At 46.4% G+C, this 18,117-nt stretch carries 16 protein-coding genes; 1 reads left to right on the top strand and 15 read right to left on the bottom strand.

What is annotated here, in order from left to right:
• Positions 1–46: 46 nt before the first annotated feature.
• The gene (locus H9L11_RS20110; protein WP_193843688.1) at positions 47–1,507 is read right to left on the bottom strand and encodes an aldehyde dehydrogenase family protein; all 1,461 of its coding nucleotides are present in this window, start codon (positions 1,505–1,507) and stop codon (positions 47–49) included.
• 73 nt (positions 1,508–1,580) lie between these two features.
• The gene (locus H9L11_RS20105) at positions 1,581–1,979 is read right to left on the bottom strand and encodes a RidA family protein (protein WP_182016142.1); all 399 of its coding nucleotides are present in this window, start codon (positions 1,977–1,979) and stop codon (positions 1,581–1,583) included.
• Positions 1,980–2,134: 155 nt separating this feature from the next.
• On the opposite strand from H9L11_RS20105, the gene H9L11_RS20100 reads away from it, so the two are divergent.
• Positions 2,135–3,025, top strand: a complete 891-nt coding sequence (locus tag H9L11_RS20100) for a LysR family transcriptional regulator (protein WP_205391130.1) — start codon at positions 2,135–2,137, stop codon at positions 3,023–3,025.
• A gap of 79 nt (positions 3,026–3,104) precedes the next feature.
• Here the strand turns inward: H9L11_RS20100 and H9L11_RS20095 are convergent, their stop codons facing one another.
• The 13 genes from H9L11_RS20095 to H9L11_RS20035 all read right to left on the bottom strand — a co-directional run bounded on the left by H9L11_RS20095 (position 3,105) and on the right by H9L11_RS20035 (position 18,042).
• Positions 3,105–4,211 carry an NADH:flavin oxidoreductase gene (locus tag H9L11_RS20095; RefSeq protein ID WP_053307780.1) on the bottom strand — a complete coding sequence of 369 codons (1,107 nt, stop codon included), beginning with the start codon at positions 4,209–4,211 and terminating at the stop codon, positions 3,105–3,107.
• A 670-nt stretch (positions 4,212–4,881) separates the two neighbouring features.
• Positions 4,882–5,796 (bottom strand): heme o synthase, encoded by a 915-nt coding sequence (gene cyoE / locus H9L11_RS20090; protein ID WP_017634257.1) that lies wholly within the window; start codon positions 5,794–5,796, stop codon positions 4,882–4,884.
• A complete protein-coding gene (cyoD, locus tag H9L11_RS20085) occupies positions 5,757–6,068 on the bottom strand; it encodes a cytochrome o ubiquinol oxidase subunit IV (protein WP_005375783.1) in 312 nt (103 codons plus the stop codon). The genes cyoE and cyoD overlap by 40 nt, the downstream gene beginning before the upstream one ends.
• Positions 6,068–6,670 (bottom strand): cytochrome o ubiquinol oxidase subunit III, encoded by a 603-nt coding sequence (gene cyoC, locus H9L11_RS20080; protein WP_005375782.1) that lies wholly within the window; start codon positions 6,668–6,670, stop codon positions 6,068–6,070. Before cyoC ends, cyoD begins: the two co-directional genes overlap by 1 nt.
• Positions 6,660–8,696: a cytochrome o ubiquinol oxidase subunit I gene (gene cyoB / locus H9L11_RS20075; protein ID WP_205391129.1), complete on the bottom strand. Its 2,037-nt coding sequence runs from the start codon at positions 8,694–8,696 to the stop codon at positions 6,660–6,662. The genes cyoC and cyoB overlap by 11 nt, the downstream gene beginning before the upstream one ends.
• Before the next feature lie 5 nt (positions 8,697–8,701).
• Positions 8,702–9,583, bottom strand: a complete 882-nt coding sequence (gene cyoA, locus H9L11_RS20070) for a ubiquinol oxidase subunit II (RefSeq protein ID WP_005388604.1) — start codon at positions 9,581–9,583, stop codon at positions 8,702–8,704.
• 798 nt (positions 9,584–10,381) lie between these two features.
• Positions 10,382–11,140 (bottom strand): SDR family oxidoreductase, encoded by a 759-nt coding sequence (locus H9L11_RS20065; RefSeq protein WP_005375778.1) that lies wholly within the window; start codon positions 11,138–11,140, stop codon positions 10,382–10,384.
• A 110-nt stretch (positions 11,141–11,250) separates the two neighbouring features.
• The gene (gene mmsB, locus H9L11_RS20060) at positions 11,251–12,156 is read right to left on the bottom strand and encodes a 3-hydroxyisobutyrate dehydrogenase (protein WP_053307783.1); all 906 of its coding nucleotides are present in this window, start codon (positions 12,154–12,156) and stop codon (positions 11,251–11,253) included.
• Positions 12,157–12,167: 11 nt separating this feature from the next.
• The gene (locus H9L11_RS20055) at positions 12,168–13,307 is read right to left on the bottom strand and encodes an enoyl-CoA hydratase/isomerase family protein (protein ID WP_047100927.1); all 1,140 of its coding nucleotides are present in this window, start codon (positions 13,305–13,307) and stop codon (positions 12,168–12,170) included.
• A gap of 8 nt (positions 13,308–13,315) precedes the next feature.
• Positions 13,316–14,101 carry an enoyl-CoA hydratase gene (locus H9L11_RS20050; RefSeq protein ID WP_025767665.1) on the bottom strand — a complete coding sequence of 262 codons (786 nt, stop codon included), beginning with the start codon at positions 14,099–14,101 and terminating at the stop codon, positions 13,316–13,318.
• A gap of 38 nt (positions 14,102–14,139) precedes the next feature.
• Positions 14,140–15,294, bottom strand: a complete 1,155-nt coding sequence (locus tag H9L11_RS20045) for an acyl-CoA dehydrogenase family protein (protein ID WP_205391128.1) — start codon at positions 15,292–15,294, stop codon at positions 14,140–14,142.
• Positions 15,295–15,313: 19 nt separating this feature from the next.
• Entirely contained in the window at positions 15,314–16,807 is a 1,494-nt protein-coding gene (locus H9L11_RS20040) for a CoA-acylating methylmalonate-semialdehyde dehydrogenase (protein WP_205391127.1), read from the bottom strand.
• Between the two features lie 23 nt (positions 16,808–16,830).
• Entirely contained in the window at positions 16,831–18,042 is a 1,212-nt protein-coding gene (locus tag H9L11_RS20035) for an acetyl-CoA C-acyltransferase (RefSeq protein WP_053307787.1), read from the bottom strand.
• Positions 18,043–18,117: the final 75 nt, after the last annotated feature.

The following is an 18,117-nucleotide window of genomic DNA, read 5'->3' as shown; positions in this document are numbered from 1 at the left end:
AGCCTTTCAGTGCGGGTAACTGACACCATCAGCTACCCTGCTGTTCTTAGTAAGGGCGCTGATAAGCGGTTTTCACCACGGTGTAGAACTCTTTGGCGTACTGCCCTTGCTCACGAGGGCCAAAGCTAGATTCTTTACGGCCACCAAATGGGACGTGATAATCTGTACCCGCAGTTGGCAAGTTAACCATGACGCATCCCGTTTGGACTTGCTGTTTGAAGATCGCGCTATTGCGCAGACTTTGCGTGATAATGCCGCCTGTCAGGCCAAAGCGCGTATCGTTCGCGACTGCAATTGCCTCATCCAGATCAGAAACGCGAATCACGCTTGCCATTGGTGCAAAGACTTCTTCTTGGTTCACTTCCCAGCTGTTTTGTGTGTTCAAGAACAGGGTTGGTGACATATAGTAACCGTCATGCTCTAGGCTCAGACGCTCACCACCGAAAGCCAGCTCCGCGCCTGCTTGGCGTGCGTTTTCAATCCACTCAAAGTTCGCATTCAGCTGGTTACCATCAACAACAGGACCCATGAATACGCCCTCTTCCAGTGCGTGACCCACTTTTAATTCGCTCATGCGTTGGATTAGCGCTTCAACATACGCGTCGTGAATTCCGTCCATAACCACAAGACGAGAAGACGCGGTACATTTTTGACCTGCACCCGAGAATGAGCCTGCGATTGTGGCTTCAACGGCAATTTGAATGTCTGCATCATCGGCCACTACGAGCGCGTTTTTGCTGCCCATCTCTAGCTGACAACGCACAAAGTTTGGTGCCGTTGCCGCCGCTACTTTACGGCCTGTGTCCACAGAACCAGTGAAGCTCACGCCGTTCACATCTTTCGAATTGATAAGGGTATTACCAACTTGCGAACCGCTACCCAAAACGAGGTTAAACGTGCCAGCAGGTAAACCTTGGCGATGGACAATCTCAGTCAGTGCAACGGCACTCGCTGGAGTTAGGTTGGCAGGCTTCCAGACGACACTGTTGCCAAACGCAAGTGCTGGCGCGATTTTCCAAGCCGCTGTTGCTGTTGGGAAGTTCCAAGGAGAGATAATGGCGATAACGCCGACGGCTTCGCGAGTAACTTCAACGGAGACACCTGGACGGACGGAAGCAGCGTTATCGCCAATTTGACGCAGTACCTCAGCAGCAAAGTATTGGAAGAATTGGCCAGCACGGTAAATCTCACCTCGACCTTCAGCAAATGGCTTACCTTCTTCACGCGAAAGCAAGGTACCCAATTCGTCACATCGTGCAATGAGCTCATCACCAATCGCTTGCAACACTGCTTGTTTGCGCTCGATTGGTGTTTTTTCCCACTCTGACTGCGCTGATTTAGCCGCTTGAATCGCTTGCTCTACTTGCGACACACTCGCTTGTGCGAAATCGCCAATGTTTTCGCTGATATCAGAAGGGTTAATATTGGCGATGGTGTCCATGCCCGATTGCCATTCACCTGCTATGTAGAGGGATTTTTCTGCTTGAACATTGTTAATAAAAGTCATGGTTCTTTCCTCGTTCTTCCGATTTGTGATGGCAAGCCACCCACTCACTGATCTCTAATTGTTCTTATTGGATTTATTCTGGTTTGCTTGCCGACGCGTAGACAACAAACTCCACCAACATCTCTTCTCGCGCTAACCCTGCAACCACCATGGCGGCGCGATTTGGGTACGGCGCTTCAAAATATTCCGCGTACACTTGGTTAACGGTCTTTAAGTATTCTCTGTCAGTCACATAAATCAGGACCTGCAACACCGAGTCCAAAGACTCCCCTGCACACTCCAGGGTGTGAATGAGATTGTTAAAGGTTTGACGTGTTTGTGCTTCGATACCGCCTTCCACAACCGCGCCTGTGTCATCAATAGGAATTTGAGCCGTATACAGGGTTCCGTTGTTGACTATCGCCCATTCAAGCGGCGCTTTAGAAGCAAATAGACTGGTTTTAACTGGGTGTTTTTTAGTAGGAGTATTCACGTGCCTTTCAACCTTTGTAACAGCTTTGTTTCAATATGGTTAAATGATGCACATTGACAAGCGATAAATCTAACGGTAAATTTTTGACATTTGATAAATTAAACTTATCAATCTGTTTAAAATAACGTAAATAAAGGGATTAAGAGGCATTAGGGATGAGTATTAAGCTTCAACAATTAATGCATTTTGTGATGGTAGTCGAGGAAGGAGGCTTTCGAGCCGCTTCACATCGTGCAAATCGTTCTCAGGCGGCACTGTCAACATCGATAAAAGAGCTTGAAAAAATTCTAGGGCAAACGCTGTTTGAACCCGGAAACAAAACCAAATTGACCCCATTTGGTGAAATTTGTCTGCCCAAGGTGGTTCAGTTTCTCAATATCTACAGTGCGCTGGACAACGATCTCAAAGCTGCCGCGGCCGGACAGCAAGGGAGAGTGCGAATTGCGAGCGTTCCTTCTGTTGCAGCGAAACTCATCCCTAGCGTATTGGGTGCCTTTTGCGAGCAGTATCCAAATGTAGAAGTAAGCTTGATCGATGATAACGCGGCGGGCGTCGAGGCTCGCTTACTCTCCGGTGAAGTCGACTTGGCGATCGGTAACCCCTCTCACCTCGATGAGGGCGGCATTGACTTTACGCCACTGTTAGCCGATCCAATAGGCGTGGTGTGTTTAAAGGATAACCCTATTGCAAGTCATCCAGAAGGAATCGAGTGGCAAATTTTGTTGGAACAACCCTTTATCCGTAACGGCACTTGTACACTTCTCGATCCAACCCCAGCAAGAGCTCTGAGTCAGCAAGCGCTCTATTCGGTCGAAAATATTACTTCGCTGTTTTCTGTCTTAGAACTTGGGATTGGTGTCACGACCCTACCTAAACTTGCTTTCCCAACCAATGAAACACGCTTGGTTTGGATTCCGCTTATCGATCCACCACTTGAAAGGCAAATTGGTATATTTACGTTAACCGATCGCACGATCTCGCCTCAAGCTAAAGCATTTCACGATCTTTGTGTGCATTATTTAAACTATCAAAAAGAAGATAAATAATGGTTCGATTAACATGCGGATAATTAAAAGCCTCCATATTCAGAGTGGAGGCTAATTTGTATTTGTGTATCGCTTCGTTCTATTTTTTGCGACGATTTCGGTTCTTATACACCACGCAAAAGTTACCACGCTTGGTACGACACTTTGAGCAACGTTCACAATCTACTGGTGCGCGATTGCCTTCTTTCCAACGTTTGATCAACTGTGGCTCAGCCAATAAAGGGCGTGAAACAGCAAAAAATTGGATATCTGTGTTTTCTGCAATTTTCTCAATCGCATCAATGTCGCTCAGCCCGCCGACAGTAATCACCGGTATGCTAACGTCCTGACTGATCACGTGACCATATTCGTGAAAGTAACCTTCTTCTTGTAGTGTGTAACCATCGAACGTTTGACCAACAAGTTCGTTTGCTTTGCCGTGAACATTGCCAGATACGATGATCGCATCAACGCCTACTTCTTCAAGTTTCTTACAGACGACGCGAGTTTCATCGAACGTTAAACCGCCGTCAAAGAACTCTGTTGCCGTCAGTTTAACGAGGATGGGAAATTCGCTTCCAACCAGCTTTCTGGTTTCAGAATAAATTTCTAAAAGAAAGCGCATGCGATTTTCTAAGTCACCACCATATTCGTCTTCTCGACGATTATAGTACGGGCTTAAAAACTGGTTAATTAAATAAGTGTGCGCCGCATGAATCTCTACGCCATCAAAACCAGCGTCTTGAGCACGTTTACTCGCCAATGCGAATGCCTTTACGATGTAGTCTATTTCGTCCTTTGTCATCGCTTTGCCTTGCGTATTTGTACCACGCTCAGGCACGTCACTCGGAGCGAAGATGACACGCTCACCGACGTTATGGGTGGTTTTGGTGCCACCGTAAGCAATTTGCATCACGATTTTAGAATCTTGTTGATGTACTAGCTCTGTTAGCTTTTTGTATTCTTCAATAAAAGAGTCGTTGTAGATCCCCATCATACCTGCGTTGGGTTTCTCTTCTTCAACGATATTGGCATAACCCGTAACAATAAGCCCAACTTCCCCTTTCGCAAGCGTTTCGTAAATATCGTAAAGCTTTACCGTCATGTGACCATCTTCGGTCGCCATGTTCTCCCACGTTGCGCTTCTCACAAAACGGTTCTTTAGGGTCATGTTGCCAATTCGGGCTTCGGAAAACAAAATGCTCAAAACCAGTCCTCTTAAAGTTGTCTTTATGTTTTATCTTTTCGCAAGTAAACAAGAACGAAAAAGGAACAGCGATACACGATGTATGGCTGTTCCTTCTCTGAATCCTTGAGACCTGCAAACTACAGGCGCACCTTAATGCCTCGGAGACGACAAAACTTTAATCTGGGTTAAGGTTTGGTGAGTTTTTAGATTATGTAAAAGGATGATTCTTAATCGTGTTCATTTCACTGGAGCTAAGGTGCTTCCTCACCCACTTTCAGTCGTAAAACTTTTGTATTTCGCTAGCTGGTGATTCAACTCAAACATTCACATTGTTAGTTTGTATGCTGCTATGGGAACTAGCACTCTCCCCAAATGTTTACATTACAAACTATCGATATTGAATTTTCATATGGCAAATAGAGTTATTGCGCTGTTTATACTTTTTAGCTTAATAGTCACTATTTCTTGGCATTATTACGCGTCAGCGAAAACGTGCTTCACTATGTTTTACACACTGGTTGTTTTTGCTTTTAGATATGAATACGTGATAGTGAAGCTAGAGGAGGAGCAGGAAAAACAGGGAAAATAAAGAACAATAGAAAGTTAAATGACCTTACTTCTAGGTAAGGCCATTCATGCATTCAGCAGCAAAAGATATTGGCGCTTAGCAAACGCTTAGGTTTGGTTGTTACAGAGCTAGAGGAATCAACTCGACACCAAGCACACCACTGATCCCCATCACCACTAGCAGTGAGACTTTAAACACCGACTTTGACCAAGCGATGTAGTTGTTGTCATCAATGCTGCGAAAGGTCACTTTCGTCCACATAAAGCAAACAACCGCTGCAACCGCTAAGTATTCATACCCGGCTTCACCTAGTAAAAATAACCCCAACGATACTGCTCCAAACGCCACGACATACGCTTTCATGTGTCGATGCGCTTTATGAATACCTTCTTTAACTGGCAATACGGGAATCCCGGCTTCTCGGTAGTCTTGCATGCGAAACATGGCAATGGCATACGAGTGCGGCATTTGCCAGAGACAGAACATGGTAAAGAGTAAAATCGCTTCCAAGCTAATGAAGTTTGTTACCGCTAAGTAACCCACCAATGGCGGAACTGCACCTGAGATACTTCCCACTAAGGTCCCATACACCGAGTTACGTTTATACCACATCGTGTAAAAGAACACGTAATACACGTAGCCAAGCAACACGACGACAGCGGATAGTGGGTTCACTCGGATAAATAACAGTGCGGTTCCTACCAGCAATAAAGCAAGTGCATAAACAAACGCAATATCGATATTGATGTTGCCTTTCACTGTTTCACGATTTCGTGTACGTGCCATCTTTTGGTCGATATCACGATCGAAAATATTATTCACCACACAACCTGAAGCGATGACTAACCCAACACCAACTAACGTCGTAACGAACAACATTAGACTGGCTGGTTCTGTTTTTGCGGCGAGGAAGAACCCCGCCGCAACAGAAATCAGGTTGCCGAAAATAATGCCCGGTTTAGTGATAGACAAATAACTTTTCAGCATACCTTGACCTACAACTTCATGTTGACGTTCATGTTGTAGATGATCCATACCGAGCCAGCGATAAGGATAAGTACAACAATGGCGGTAAACATCAGTGATACAAGGTTCCAACGTCCGTCGGATGTTTTTGTTTCCATGTGCAAGAAGTATTTAAAGTGAACAAATATCTGTACTAATGCACATCCAAATAGAATCGCATAGGTCGTTGTATCTGGTAATGATTTCGTCCAAACAAAGTAGAACGGAATTACCGTCAGAATCAGTGAGGCAATAAAGCCTTTCACGTAATCTGACGAACTGGTTTCTACATGTTGATCCATTACATTACCCCCAGTAAGTAAACGATGGTAAAGACACAAATCCAAACGATATCTAGAAAGTGCCAGAATAGGCTTAAGCAGTTAAAGCGCATTGCCATATTGTCGTTCAGACCTTTCGTCGACAGTTGATGATACGCTACCGCTAACCAAATCAGACCAAAGGTTACGTGCAGGCCGTGCGTACCAACCAACGTAAAGAATGCCGACAGGAATGCACTTGTTTGTGGCCCATAGCCTTCTTCAATCAGGTGATGGAACTCATAGACCTCCATACAGATAAAGCCAAGACCAAGCGCGAACGTGACTAACATCCAGCGTTTGAGACCAGCAACGTTGTTGCGCTTCATCGCGATAATGCCAAAACCAAATGTGATACTGCTAAACAGCAGCAGCATGGTTTCGACAAACACGAATGGGAGTTCGAAAATGTCTTTACCTGTTGGGCCCGCAATTGAATTGCTCGACAGCACAGCGTAAGTCGCGAACAAGGTCGCAAACAATACACAGTCACTCATCAGGTAAACCCAGAAGCCAAATAGCTTGTTGCCATTCGTGTCATGGTGGTGATCATGGTCGTGATGTGCTGCGATATTAGTTTGCATACGTCACCTCCAGATCATCTTTACTTTCGCTGTCTTTCACTGAGTTTTTCTTCGCTTCTTCAAGCTGAGCTCGACGTTCGGCCTCAATTGCTTTGATCTCTTCAACTTCCACGTAGTAATCCACATCATCGTTATAGCTATGCTGAATACACGTCACGATAATACCGACCAAACTTGCCGCCGCTAGCCACCAGATGTACCAAATCATGCCGAAGCCAAATAGGAGCGACCAAGCCGACACGTAGATGCCTGTTGCCGTGTTTTTTGGCATATGAATACGTTCGTATTCCACTTCTTTAGTTGGATCGAACTCGCCACTTTGTTTCTGGTACCAGAAGGCATCCAGCACATCACCTTTTGGTAGGTGCGCAAAGTTGTAGAACGGCGGTGGAGACGATGTTGCCCACTCAAGAGTACGTCCACCCCACGGGTCACCAGTTAAATCACGATTTTGCTCGCGGTCACGGATACTCACGTAAATTTGGATGAACTGAGACAATACGCCCAGCGCAATCACAACCGTACCTGCTGCGGCAATCGACAACAGTGGGAAGTATTCTGGGTTGATGTCTTGGCTTAAACGACGAGTCATCCCCATAAAGCCCAGCGCATAAAGCGGTAGGAACGCCATTAAGAAACCAATAATCCAAAGATAGAACGCACGTTTGCCCCAAGTTTCATTCATGGTGAAACCGGTCGCTTTCGGGAACCAGTAAGTGATCGCAGCGAAACATCCAAACACCACACCACCGATGATAACGTTGTGGAAGTGAGCGATAAGGAATACTGAGTTATGCAGAACGAAATCTGCACCCGGAACAGCCATTAGTACGCCCGTCATACCACCAACAGTAAAGGTGATAAGGAAGCCCACCGTCCACATCATCGGCGTCGTAAAGCGGATGCGGCCTTTGTACATGGTGAATAGCCAGTTGAAGATCTTCACCCCTGTGGGGATAGAAATGATCATCGTGGCAATACCAAAGAAGGCATTTACGTTCGCGCCAGATCCCATCGTAAAGAAGTGGTGTAGCCAAACGACAAACGCAAGAATCGTGATCACTACGGTAGCCCAAACTAGCGATGTGTAACCGAACAACTTTTTACGTGAAAAGGTTGCGGTGACTTCTGAGAACACACCAAAAATTGGCAAGATCAAGATGTACACTTCTGGGTGACCCCAAGCCCAAATCAGGTTGACGTACATCATTACGTTGCCACCAAGATCATTGGTAAAGAAGTGCATGCCTAGGTATCTATCCAGCGATAGCAGAGCGATAGTCACCGTTAGGATTGGGAATGAAATGATGATCAAAATGTTTGCACACAGAGACGCCCAAGTGAAAACTGGCATCTTCATCATTGGCATAGACGGTGTACGCATACGCAAAATGGTCGCGAAGAAGTTCACGCCTGTTAACGTCGTACCAACACCTGATATCTGCAGCGCCCAAATCCAATAGTCGACCCCGACTCCTGGGCTAGCCTCAATACCTGAAAGCGGCGGATACGCTAGCCAACCTGTACGACCAAATTCACCTAAGCCGAGAGACATGTTTGTTAGGATGACACCAACAACAAACAGCCAGAAGCTCAAGTTATTCAGATACGGGAAAGCTACGTCACGCGCACCAATCTGTAATGGCACGATGATGTTCATCAGACCAATAACCAATGGCATCGCTACGAAAAAGATCATGATCACGCCATGGGCAGTAAAAATTTGATCGTAGTGATGCGGTGGCAAGTAACCTGCTTCACCCGCAGAAGAAAGGAGTTGCTGACTACGCATCATGACTGCGTCAGCAAAACCACGAACAAGCATCACCATCGCTACTGCGATGTACATGAAGCCAAGTTTTTTATGGTCTACTGAAGTAAACCATTCATTCCACAAATATTGCCACTTTCCGGCTTTAGTTACCGCGTAAACTACGGCTAAACCAACCAGCGCCACAACCGCTAAGGTGATGACGATAATAGGTTCGTGGAATGGAACTGAATCAAGAGTTAATCTTCCAAACATTACGATTATCCTTGGTTTTCAGGCAAACAGTTCATTGAACCAGGATGCTGAGTCACAACGTCGGTGAACAAGAACGGAGGAACGCTAGAGAACAAAGTGACTGGCTCTGCGATACTTGGCGCTGCCAGTGAGCTGTATTGCTCCCAATCTTCAATACGATCAGGGCTCGCCTTCACTTTCTGCACCCAATTTAGGAACGCAGCACGATCAGACATTGCTGAAGCTGTGAACTTCATTTGCGAAAAGCCTTCGCCGCTGTAGTTCGATGCAAAACCCTTGTAGTCACCTTCGTGGTTCGCTATCAGGTTAAGCTTGGTAACCATGCCTGGCATCGCGTAGATCTGTGTACCTAAGCGAGGGATGAAAAACGCGTTCATGATGTTGTCCGAAGTCAGTTTGAACTGCACTGGCACGTCTTTCGGGAACGCCACATAGTTCACCGTCGCAATGTTTTCTTCTGGATAGATGAACAACCATTTCCAATCGAGTGACACCACTTCGATGGTCATTGGTTTAACATCACTTTCCAAAGGTTTGGATGGCTCTAGTTCATGAGTCGAACGCCATGTGATCGTCGCAAGAATCGCAATGATGATGATTGGAATTGTCCATACCACCACTTCGATTTTGGTCGAGTGTGACCACTCGGGTGCGTACTCTTCTTCAGTGTTAGAGGCGCGGTATCGGTAAGCGAAGTAAATCGTCATTAAAATCACAGGGATTACAACGATCAACATCAGCAAAAGAGCAGTAATAATTAACTCTTTTTCTTGCACACCAATGGCACCTTTGGGGTCAAGTAAAGCTGAATTACATCCTGAGAGCATAAGTATGACGGACGCCAAACTTCCCCTCGACAAGATGCGTTTATATCTTGAGGCTTCCATTAACTTTCTCGATGGTTGTCTGGTTTCAAAGCAGATGCCAATCAAAGTAAATAAGAGCTCACAAATAGCGCAGAGGTAATGTATGAGAACAAGAAAAAACTTCGATAAGTAGTTATTCTACTTACAATTTTTCAACTTCGTCATCAAGCATTTAACCAGCTAGAATGAACCGTTATTTACTACGATACGATTGGTATCAAGCCAAGAACCAGTTGTTATAGTCATTAGAATGTTTATGTGTTGAGCATGAGTAACGTCGGGCTCAGAGTGAAACAAAACGGAATTGAGTGGAGATCAAAACCACACTCTTAGTGTGAGTTTATTGTTACACTTTGAAACACTATGTTACATTTGGCGCATTATGAGGAGTAAAAAGTTAAAGCTCATTAGCCACAACTGGAAACTAACCTTCCATTAATGGAAGTTACACACTTTAAATAGAATATTAACCTCAACACGAATTTCTCGTGCTTCAACAATTAATTATTTAAAAACAAACAGTTGAAACTAAAAATTGATGAGACTGACTATCAACTTCATTTACGCAGATAGCCTTAATGAGAAGCGGAAACTAAAAAACCAAAAGTGTGATCAGAATCAAATTAATGATTTCACTTAATATTTGAGTGGTATTTGCATCTCTTTATTGGATTGTGAGAAATCATTCTCAAGGTAAATCCAAACATAAGTTGTAAATACATTTGGGCTGCGCAGAATGAGCACTCCACAACATAGAAAATGTTGAAATGGAAAGAAACTTATTATTCAGGTCCATCAGAGCCTTATTTCAGTGGTCACTTACATACGAATACCGCCATCCACTTCTAAAACCCTGCCAGTAAAGTAATCACTCTCAATAATGTATTTTACTGCATGCGCGATTTCGCTTGTTTCGCCCATCCTGCCAACTGGGATCATCTTTTCTAATCGCTCTATGGCTTCGGGTTTCATTTGCTCTGCCATCGCGGTGTGTACTACACCTGGTGCAACCGCCGCCGCACGAATACCGTATCTTGCGAGCTCACGGGCCCATGTTGTCGCCATGGTCGCGACCGCCGCTTTAGATGCAGAATAATTGGTTTGTCCGATATTCCCTGCTCTCGCAACACTAGAAATATTGATGATAACGCCTTGGGAGCCACTCTCAATCATCTTGACGGCAGCTTCACGCCCACACAAAAACGTTCCTGTCACGTTAACGTTCATGACCAAGTTGAATTGATCCAAAGACATCTTACTGATCACGCCATCTTTTGCTTTTACAAGTAACCCATCTCTTAACACGCCAGCGTTATTGACTAACCCATTGAGTTGACCAAAATCTTGGATAATCGCTTCAAACGTGGTTTCAACGTCGATTTCGTTGGTGACATCCACTTGATATGTCAACGCTTTCGCACTCAGCATTCGACACTGCTCTTGTGTTTCCATTAAGCCACTGGCGTTTACATCCAACAACGCTAAATCAGCGCCAGCTTGAGCAAGGGTAATGGCCATCATTTGCCCAAGCCCCTGCCCTGCTCCTGTAATGGCAATAACACTACTTTTTATGTCCATATTGGTGCACTCCATAGCTCGTAATGTTCTCTATCTCAACCAGTCTAAGTTGGCCGAAATGATGCGCGTTTTAGGTCACCATCTCGGGCTGGTTTGTCACAAAACTCAGTCTAGCCTTTCTTACTCTTGTATAACTCAAATAAGCTTGAGAAATCGAGCTCGCCGTGGCCGCTCGCGTTGTGGAAAGAATATAAGTTGCGCGCTAACGACCCCATCGGAACCGAAGAATGTGTTTGTAACGCCGCATCTAACCCCAAGCCGAGATCTTTTAGCATGAGTTTGCTCATAAAGCCCGGTTGGTAATCGTGACTGGCTGGCGCACTGTCCATCACGCCTGGGCAAGGATTGTAAAGCTCCAATGCCCAATTTCGGCCAGAGCTTTGCAGCATGATGTTTGATAGCACTTTTGGATCGAGTCCATGATCGATACCTAGGTTTAATGCCTCGCACGTACCAGACATTAAAATGCCGAGCATAAGGTTGTTACAGATTTTCGCCATTTGACCATCGCCTGCTTTGCCAGCATGGAAAACATTTTTTCCCATATACTGCAAAATCGCATTGGCTTTAGAAAACGCTTGATCCGAACCACCAACAATAAAGGTTAATGTCGCCGCTTTCGCGCCAGCAACGCCTCCCGAAACGGGCGCGTCGACAAACAACACACGTTTATTTGCCGCTTCATTGGCGACTAATCGCGCAGAGTCCGGATCAATGGTTGAACAATCAATCATCAAGGTACTTGGCGAGACAAGATTGAGGACACCTACGCCGCCGTGTAAGTCGCCAAGATACACGGAACGAACGTGAGATCCTGCTGGTAGCATCGTGATGACCGTGCTTGCACCATCCACGACTTCCTCGATAGAGCTCGCCACCACCGCACCAAAAGGTGCAAGTTGCTTTGCCGCTTCGCTATCGACATCAAATACTTGCACGTTAAATCCAGACGCTAATAAGTTTTGCGCCATCGGATGCCCCATTCTTCCTAAACCGATAAATGCGATGGTACTCATGATCATTCTCCTTATTGACCTAGTGTTTGTTCACCCAAATCAGCAAGCGGATGTTCGTCATCCGGCCAAAGTGAGGTAAACAAGGTATCGATGACATCTTCATCGACTTCACTGACACTGTTAAACATCCAGTTAGGTTCGCCATCCCGGTCAATAAGCCGAGAACGGACGCCCTCTTTAAACTCACCTAATAAGGCACTGCGAACCGACAAACTCAACTCTAAACGGAAACAATCTGCAAGCGGTAAGCTGTGGTACTCTTTCACTTGTCTAAAGCAAATATGCGCGGTGATCGCACTACCCGATGCGAACGTTTGTTTCGCGTTTTCTATCCACTGGCTATTCCCTTCGATAGCCATGATTCGCTGTGCTATCGCATTAAGATCAAAGCCTTTGCACGCTTCCTCTATCTGATCTAAGTATGGACAAATTTGCGTGGTTGGTTTGCTATCAATAACTTGTTCTTCCATTAACTGTAGTAGTGCAGTTACCAACTCTTTCGCATCTTCTTTGCCCCACTGGAGCCGCTTTAGCTCATCCAGTAAGGTGGGATACTGCTCTTCCAACAGTGACCAATCGGCCAAACCAATAGTGACAGCGTCACTTGAATTTACCATTGAACCTGTCAACCCGAGGAATAAACCCACTTGCGGATCTATCTGGCTTAAAAACCACGTACCTCCCACATCAGGATACAGTCCAATATTGATTTCTGGCATAGCAAGGCGTGATGTTGTTGTCACAACTTTATGGCTGGTTCCCATAAAAAGCCCCATCCCACCGCCCATGACAATACCTTCTCCCCAACCGATAATGGGTTTGTTGTAAGTGTGGATGAGATAGTCACACTCATACTCCAACGAGAAATAGTTCGTACAGAACTCTACGATTTTTTCTTTACTCTCGTTATGCATGACGTGATACATAGCTCGAACATCACCACCAGCACAGAATGCTTTTTCTCCAGCGCCAGTGAGTACCACACAAGTCACATGCGGATCGTCTTGCCACTTGATAAGCTGATCGTTAAGTTGGACTAACATGTCATACGTCAATGCATTCAATGAAGCGGTGTTGTCTAACGTTGCGATACCAATGCGGTGCACGCCATCTAAGCACTCTATTTCACTGATGGTTACCATCCCTGCCATGTGGCCTCCTATCGGTTTTTCCATTGCGGTGGGCGTTTTTCTAAAAAGGCGCGAACACCCTCGACTTGATCTTCCGTATCAAAAAGATTCAGAAACAACTCTCGCTCTTTCATTAAGCCGTGCTGAAGTGGCGCAGAGCGCATATTTTGAATGAGCGCCTTACATGCGGCGACAGAAGATGGCGACTGGTTCGCAACAGATTCAGCAAGTTCCAGCGCTTTACTTAAAGCTTCACCTTTGGGAACCAACTCCTCAACTAGGCCTAGTTCTTTTGCTTTGTCAGCGCTGACTTGCTCTCCACATAAAATGATACGCTTTGCCCAGCCTTCCCCTACTAACGCTGTGAGGTTTTGGGTACCGCCAGCGCAGGGCAAAAGTCCGACTTTGGCTTCTGGTAAAGCAAGTACCGCTTGCTCTTCAACTACTCGAATATCACAAGCTAATGCCACTTCTAAACCTCCGCCCATGGCGTAACCATTAATGGCGGCAATGGAAACACCACGAAATTCCGAGAGCGTTTCAAAGGCTTCACCAAAGCATCGCGCCATGTCTAACGCAACCGCTTTGTCACCGTCAGAAAATAGCTTGAGATCTGCACCAGCAGAGAAAAACTTTTCTCCACTGCCGGTTAAAACCAGTGCGTAGACCTGCTTATCATTGTTAAGTGTGAGTATCAGCGACTTCAGTACCTTGAGGCTCTCTGCTGTCCACGTATTGGCTGGCGGGTTGTTCATCGTCACCACCGCAACGTGATTAGTGATCGTATGTTGAATGGCTTCTTGGGTTAATGGCATATCTGAATCCTTTCTCAATGAGCAAATCCAATACTTCGCTACAGCAAGGCCGACTCCTCAGAGAGCAAACGACGTGCGATGATCAAACGCATAATTTCGTTCGTTCCCTCCAGAATTTGATGCACACGCACATCTCTGAAATGACGCTCCATTGGATACTCTTTGATGTAACCATAGCCACCATAAAGCTGCAGCGCGTGGTCGCAAACCTGAAAACCTACATCGGTTGCGAACCGTTTTGCCATCGCGCAATAAGCCGTAGCATCAGGGTCATTTCGGTCGAGTTTACTGGCGGCATAGCGCACCAACTGCCGCGCAGCCACTAGCTCTGTCGCCATGTCTGCCAATTTGAATTGTAAGGCTTGAAACTGCGCAAGCGGCTTGCCGAACTGCTTACGCTCTTGAATGTACCGTGCCGCCTGATTAAGGGCCTGTTGAGCCGTACCGACGGAACAGGTCGCAATATTTATACGCCCTCCATCAAGCCCTTTCATCGCAAAGACAAAACCTTGCCCTTCTTCGCCCAGTAAATGGCTAGCTGGAATAACGACATTTTCAAAAGTAACCGCTCGTGTTGGTTGGCTGTTCCAACCCATTTTGGGTTCTTTGCGCCCATAGCTGATACCATCAGCGTGAGCAGGAACAACAAATGCGGACACGCCTTTGGCACCCGCTTCTCCGGTTCTCGCCATCACGACCAAAACATCTGTCTCTCCTGCGCCAGAGATAAAGGTTTTGCCACCGTTGAGGACATACTTATCTCCCTTTTTTGTAGCGGAAGTGGTCAGTGCAGCGGCATCCGACCCCGCATTAGGCTCGGTTAAGCAATATGAACCCAACCACTCGCCAGAGACCAGCTTAGAGCAATATTTGGCTCTCACTTCTTCGTTCGAGAAACTCGCGATCATCCAACTGGCCATGTTGTGAATCGTCATAAACGCCGTAGTGGACGTACATCCCATGGCCAGTTGTTCAAAGATAATTGAAGCATCCAAGCGACTCAGCCCTAGGCCACCTTGCGCTTCTGGAGTGTAGAGACTGAGAAACCCTAGTTCCCCCGCCTCTCTCAATACGTCTTTGGGGAAGATCTGCTTTTCATCCCACTCCGCCGCCATCGGTGCTAAACGCTCATCGGAAAATTGTTGAGCGGTATCGGCAAATGCACGTTGATCTTCATTAAGTTCAAAGTCCATAAAAGCTCCTTTTATTCACTCAGCGCAGTTGGATGGTCAGATTTGGCCCCGTTGGAATATCGTCATCAAACCAACGCGCCGTCACCGTTTTGGTCTCGGTATAAAAACGTACCGCTTGTTTACCATACGCATGTAAATCACCATAGAAACTGCTTCTCCAACCAGTAAAGGAGAAAAATGGTAAAGGGACTGGAATAGGCACATTGATCCCAACCTGACCGACTTGAATGTCATGCTGATATTTTCTCGCAGCAGCGCCATTAGCGGTAAATATAGAAGTTCCATTGCCGTAAGGGTTGCGATTCACTAACTCAATAGCTTCTTGCAACGTTTCGACTTCCATACAAACTAAGACAGGGCCAAATATCTCTTGCGTGTAAATCGACATGTTCGCTGTTACACCGCTAAACAAGGTTGGGCCAATCCAGTTTCCATCGGGAAAGCCTTCCACTTCACACTGACTGCCATCGAGTTCACACACTGCGCCTTGTTGTTTGCCATCTTCAATTAGGTCCAATACGCGTTGTTTAGCTTGCTCACTGATCAGTGGGCCATAAGCAGCCTGTTCATCATCCCAAGGCCCTGGGTGTACTTTCGCCATCGCCAGTTTCAGGTCCGCAATCCATTGTTTTGAATCGCCGACAAATACCGCAACAGAAATTGCCATACAGCGTTGCCCCGCAGCCCCTACTGAGGCTCCGATTAGGTTATTCACCACTTGATCTTTGTTTGCATCAGGCATGATCACCATGTGATTCTTTGCACCAGCAAAAGCTTGAACCCGTTTAAAATGTTTAGTCCCTGTGGTGTAGATATAACGGGCAACGGGAACCGAGCCAACAAATGACACCGCTCGAATATCAGGATGAGCCAGAAGAAAGTCGACTTGCTCTTTGCGGCCATGAACGATCTGCAACACTCCTTTCGGCGCGCCAGCTTGCTCAAATAGTTCAGCTAAACGAATAGAGGTCAACGGCACTTGTTCGGAGGGTTTAAGCACAAATGTATTGCCCGCAGCGATAGCGATTGGGAACATCCACAACGGAATCATGGCAGGAAAGTTAAATGGCGTAATGCCGCAACACACACCTAGGGGCTGAATCATTGAGTAACTGTCAATATCCGTGGCAACGTTTTCGACGGTTTCGCCCATCATGTTGCTGGCAATGTTTGCCGCCTGCTCAACAACCTCTATGCCTCGCCACACATCGCCTTTAGCATCCGCTAAAATCTTACCCGTTTCATGAGAAAGCAGTGTGGCAAGCTCATCATGATGCTCTTTGAGCAAGTGCTGATAACGCAGCATGACTCTGGCACGCTCGGATACTGCCACTTCCTTCCAGGATTGGAATGTCTCTTTCGCATTATCAATGGCGGCTTCCATCTCATGCTCTGTGGAACATGGAACGTACGCAATGACATCATTAGTGGCGGGATTGGTTACCTCAACCCAATCCGATGTTTGAGATTCACGAAACTCGCCACCAATAAACAAGGGAACCAAACGAGTCATCATTTACTCCTTTCTGATTTCAATTAAAGCGGTATTTCAATGCCTATCGCCGTGGCTTCTCCACCGCCGATACAAAGTGACGCAACACCCCGCATCACTTTTTTGGCTTCGAGATCACCATTGGTGCCTAACGCTTGTAGCTGACGCAAACTGTGAATCAATGTCACCAGAATTCGTGCGCCACTAGCCCCAATCGGATGCCCAAGTGCACAGGCTCCACCTTTAATATTTACTTTGCTCGTATCAAGCCCAAGTTCCGCCACCGCTATTTGTGTCACGACGGCAAAGGCTTCATTGATTTCCCACAGGTCCACTTCATAAATTGACCAATCTAGCTGGAACAGCAGTTGCTCAATTGCATAGACGGGTGCCAAAGTAAATTCTGCAGGTTTTCTGGCATGTGTAGAGTGCGCCTTGATGATCGCAAGTGGTTTAAGCCCCTGATGACGCGCAGTGTCTTCATCCATAAGCACAAGAGCCGCCGCGCCATCTGAAATGGCACTCGAATTAGCAGCGGTCACCGTACCTTTTTCATCGAATGCAGGTTTGAGTTGAGGAATTTTACCAAGGTCAATCGAGCGTGGGGGCTCATCGTAGTCCAGCTCCGCTTGTTCTGACTTGGTATTGAGTGAAACCGGCGAAAGTTCATCGGCAAACAAGCCTCGTTCTTGAGCTTCCAACGCACGTTTTGCCGACATCACGGCCCATTCATCCATTTGCTCTCTGGTGAACTTAAGCCTGTCAGCGACTTGCTGAGCATAAACACCCATTAAGTGCCCTTCGTAAGCATCTTGTAGCCCATCGAGAAACATGTGGTCATACGTAGACTGGTGCCCCATGCGCATTCCCTTTCTCGCCTCCCTCAGCAAATACGGCGCATTGGTCATACTTTCCATACCACCAGCAATGGCAGAGCGAATCGTTCCAGCTTTAATGAGATCGTGCGCTAACATGACGCTCTTCATGCCAGAGCCACACACTTTGTTAATGGTGGTGCACCCTACACCCAAAGGAAGATCTGCCCCCATAGATGCTTGCCTCGCAGGAGCTTGTCCACACCCTGCTGGAAGCACACATCCCATGAACACTTCATCCACCGAAGTCACATTCACTTCGTGCATTGCCGCCTTGATCGCCAGTGCGCCTAATTGAGGAGCAGAGTAAGTTTGCAACTTGCCTTGAAAGCGCCCAATTGGCGTTCTTTTCGCGCTGACAATCCAGATGTCTTTTCCCATGATTCGCATTCCCTTAAGGTATATGTGAACACTTGGCAGACTGATGACACCCTACATAGAATTACTCACCAAGCG

It is taken from the genome of Vibrio sp. sp1 (assembly GCF_016920955.1).
GTDB classification, from domain to species: domain Bacteria; phylum Pseudomonadota; class Gammaproteobacteria; order Enterobacterales; family Vibrionaceae; genus Vibrio; species Vibrio alginolyticus.
The sequence above is the reverse complement of the archived record's forward strand: the minus strand, read 5'-3'. Positions and strand labels throughout refer to the sequence as shown.

What these genes read in the sequence shown, in the direction of transcription:
- H9L11_RS20040 (WP_205391127.1), bottom strand. Translation starts at nt 16,807, where the DNA reads ATGACTCGTTTGGTTCCCTTGTTTATTGGTGGCGAGTTTCGTGAATCT.
- H9L11_RS20055 (WP_047100927.1), bottom strand. Translation starts at nt 13,307, where the DNA reads ATGGCAGGGATGGTAACCATCAGTGAAATAGAGTGCTTAGATGGCGTG.
- H9L11_RS20045 (WP_205391128.1), bottom strand. Translation starts at nt 15,294, where the DNA reads ATGGACTTTGAACTTAATGAAGATCAACGTGCATTTGCCGATACCGCT.
- H9L11_RS20050 (WP_025767665.1), bottom strand. Translation starts at nt 14,101, where the DNA reads ATGCCATTAACCCAAGAAGCCATTCAACATACGATCACTAATCACGTT.
- cyoB (WP_205391129.1), bottom strand. Translation starts at nt 8,696, where the DNA reads ATGTTTGGAAGATTAACTCTTGATTCAGTTCCATTCCACGAACCTATT.
- cyoA (WP_005388604.1), bottom strand. Translation starts at nt 9,583, where the DNA reads ATGGAAGCCTCAAGATATAAACGCATCTTGTCGAGGGGAAGTTTGGCG.
- cyoD (WP_005375783.1), bottom strand. Translation starts at nt 6,068, where the DNA reads ATGGATCAACATGTAGAAACCAGTTCGTCAGATTACGTGAAAGGCTTT.
- H9L11_RS20110 (WP_193843688.1), bottom strand. Translation starts at nt 1,507, where the DNA reads ATGACTTTTATTAACAATGTTCAAGCAGAAAAATCCCTCTACATAGCA.
- H9L11_RS20065 (WP_005375778.1), bottom strand. Translation starts at nt 11,140, where the DNA reads ATGGACATAAAAAGTAGTGTTATTGCCATTACAGGAGCAGGGCAGGGG.
- H9L11_RS20100 (WP_205391130.1), top strand. Translation starts at nt 2,135, where the DNA reads ATGAGTATTAAGCTTCAACAATTAATGCATTTTGTGATGGTAGTCGAG.
- cyoE (WP_017634257.1), bottom strand. Translation starts at nt 5,796, where the DNA reads ATGGATCATCTACAACATGAACGTCAACATGAAGTTGTAGGTCAAGGT.
- cyoC (WP_005375782.1), bottom strand. Translation starts at nt 6,670, where the DNA reads ATGCAAACTAATATCGCAGCACATCACGACCATGATCACCACCATGAC.
- H9L11_RS20035 (WP_053307787.1), bottom strand. Translation starts at nt 18,042, where the DNA reads ATGGGAAAAGACATCTGGATTGTCAGCGCGAAAAGAACGCCAATTGGG.
- mmsB (WP_053307783.1), bottom strand. Translation starts at nt 12,156, where the DNA reads ATGAGTACCATCGCATTTATCGGTTTAGGAAGAATGGGGCATCCGATG.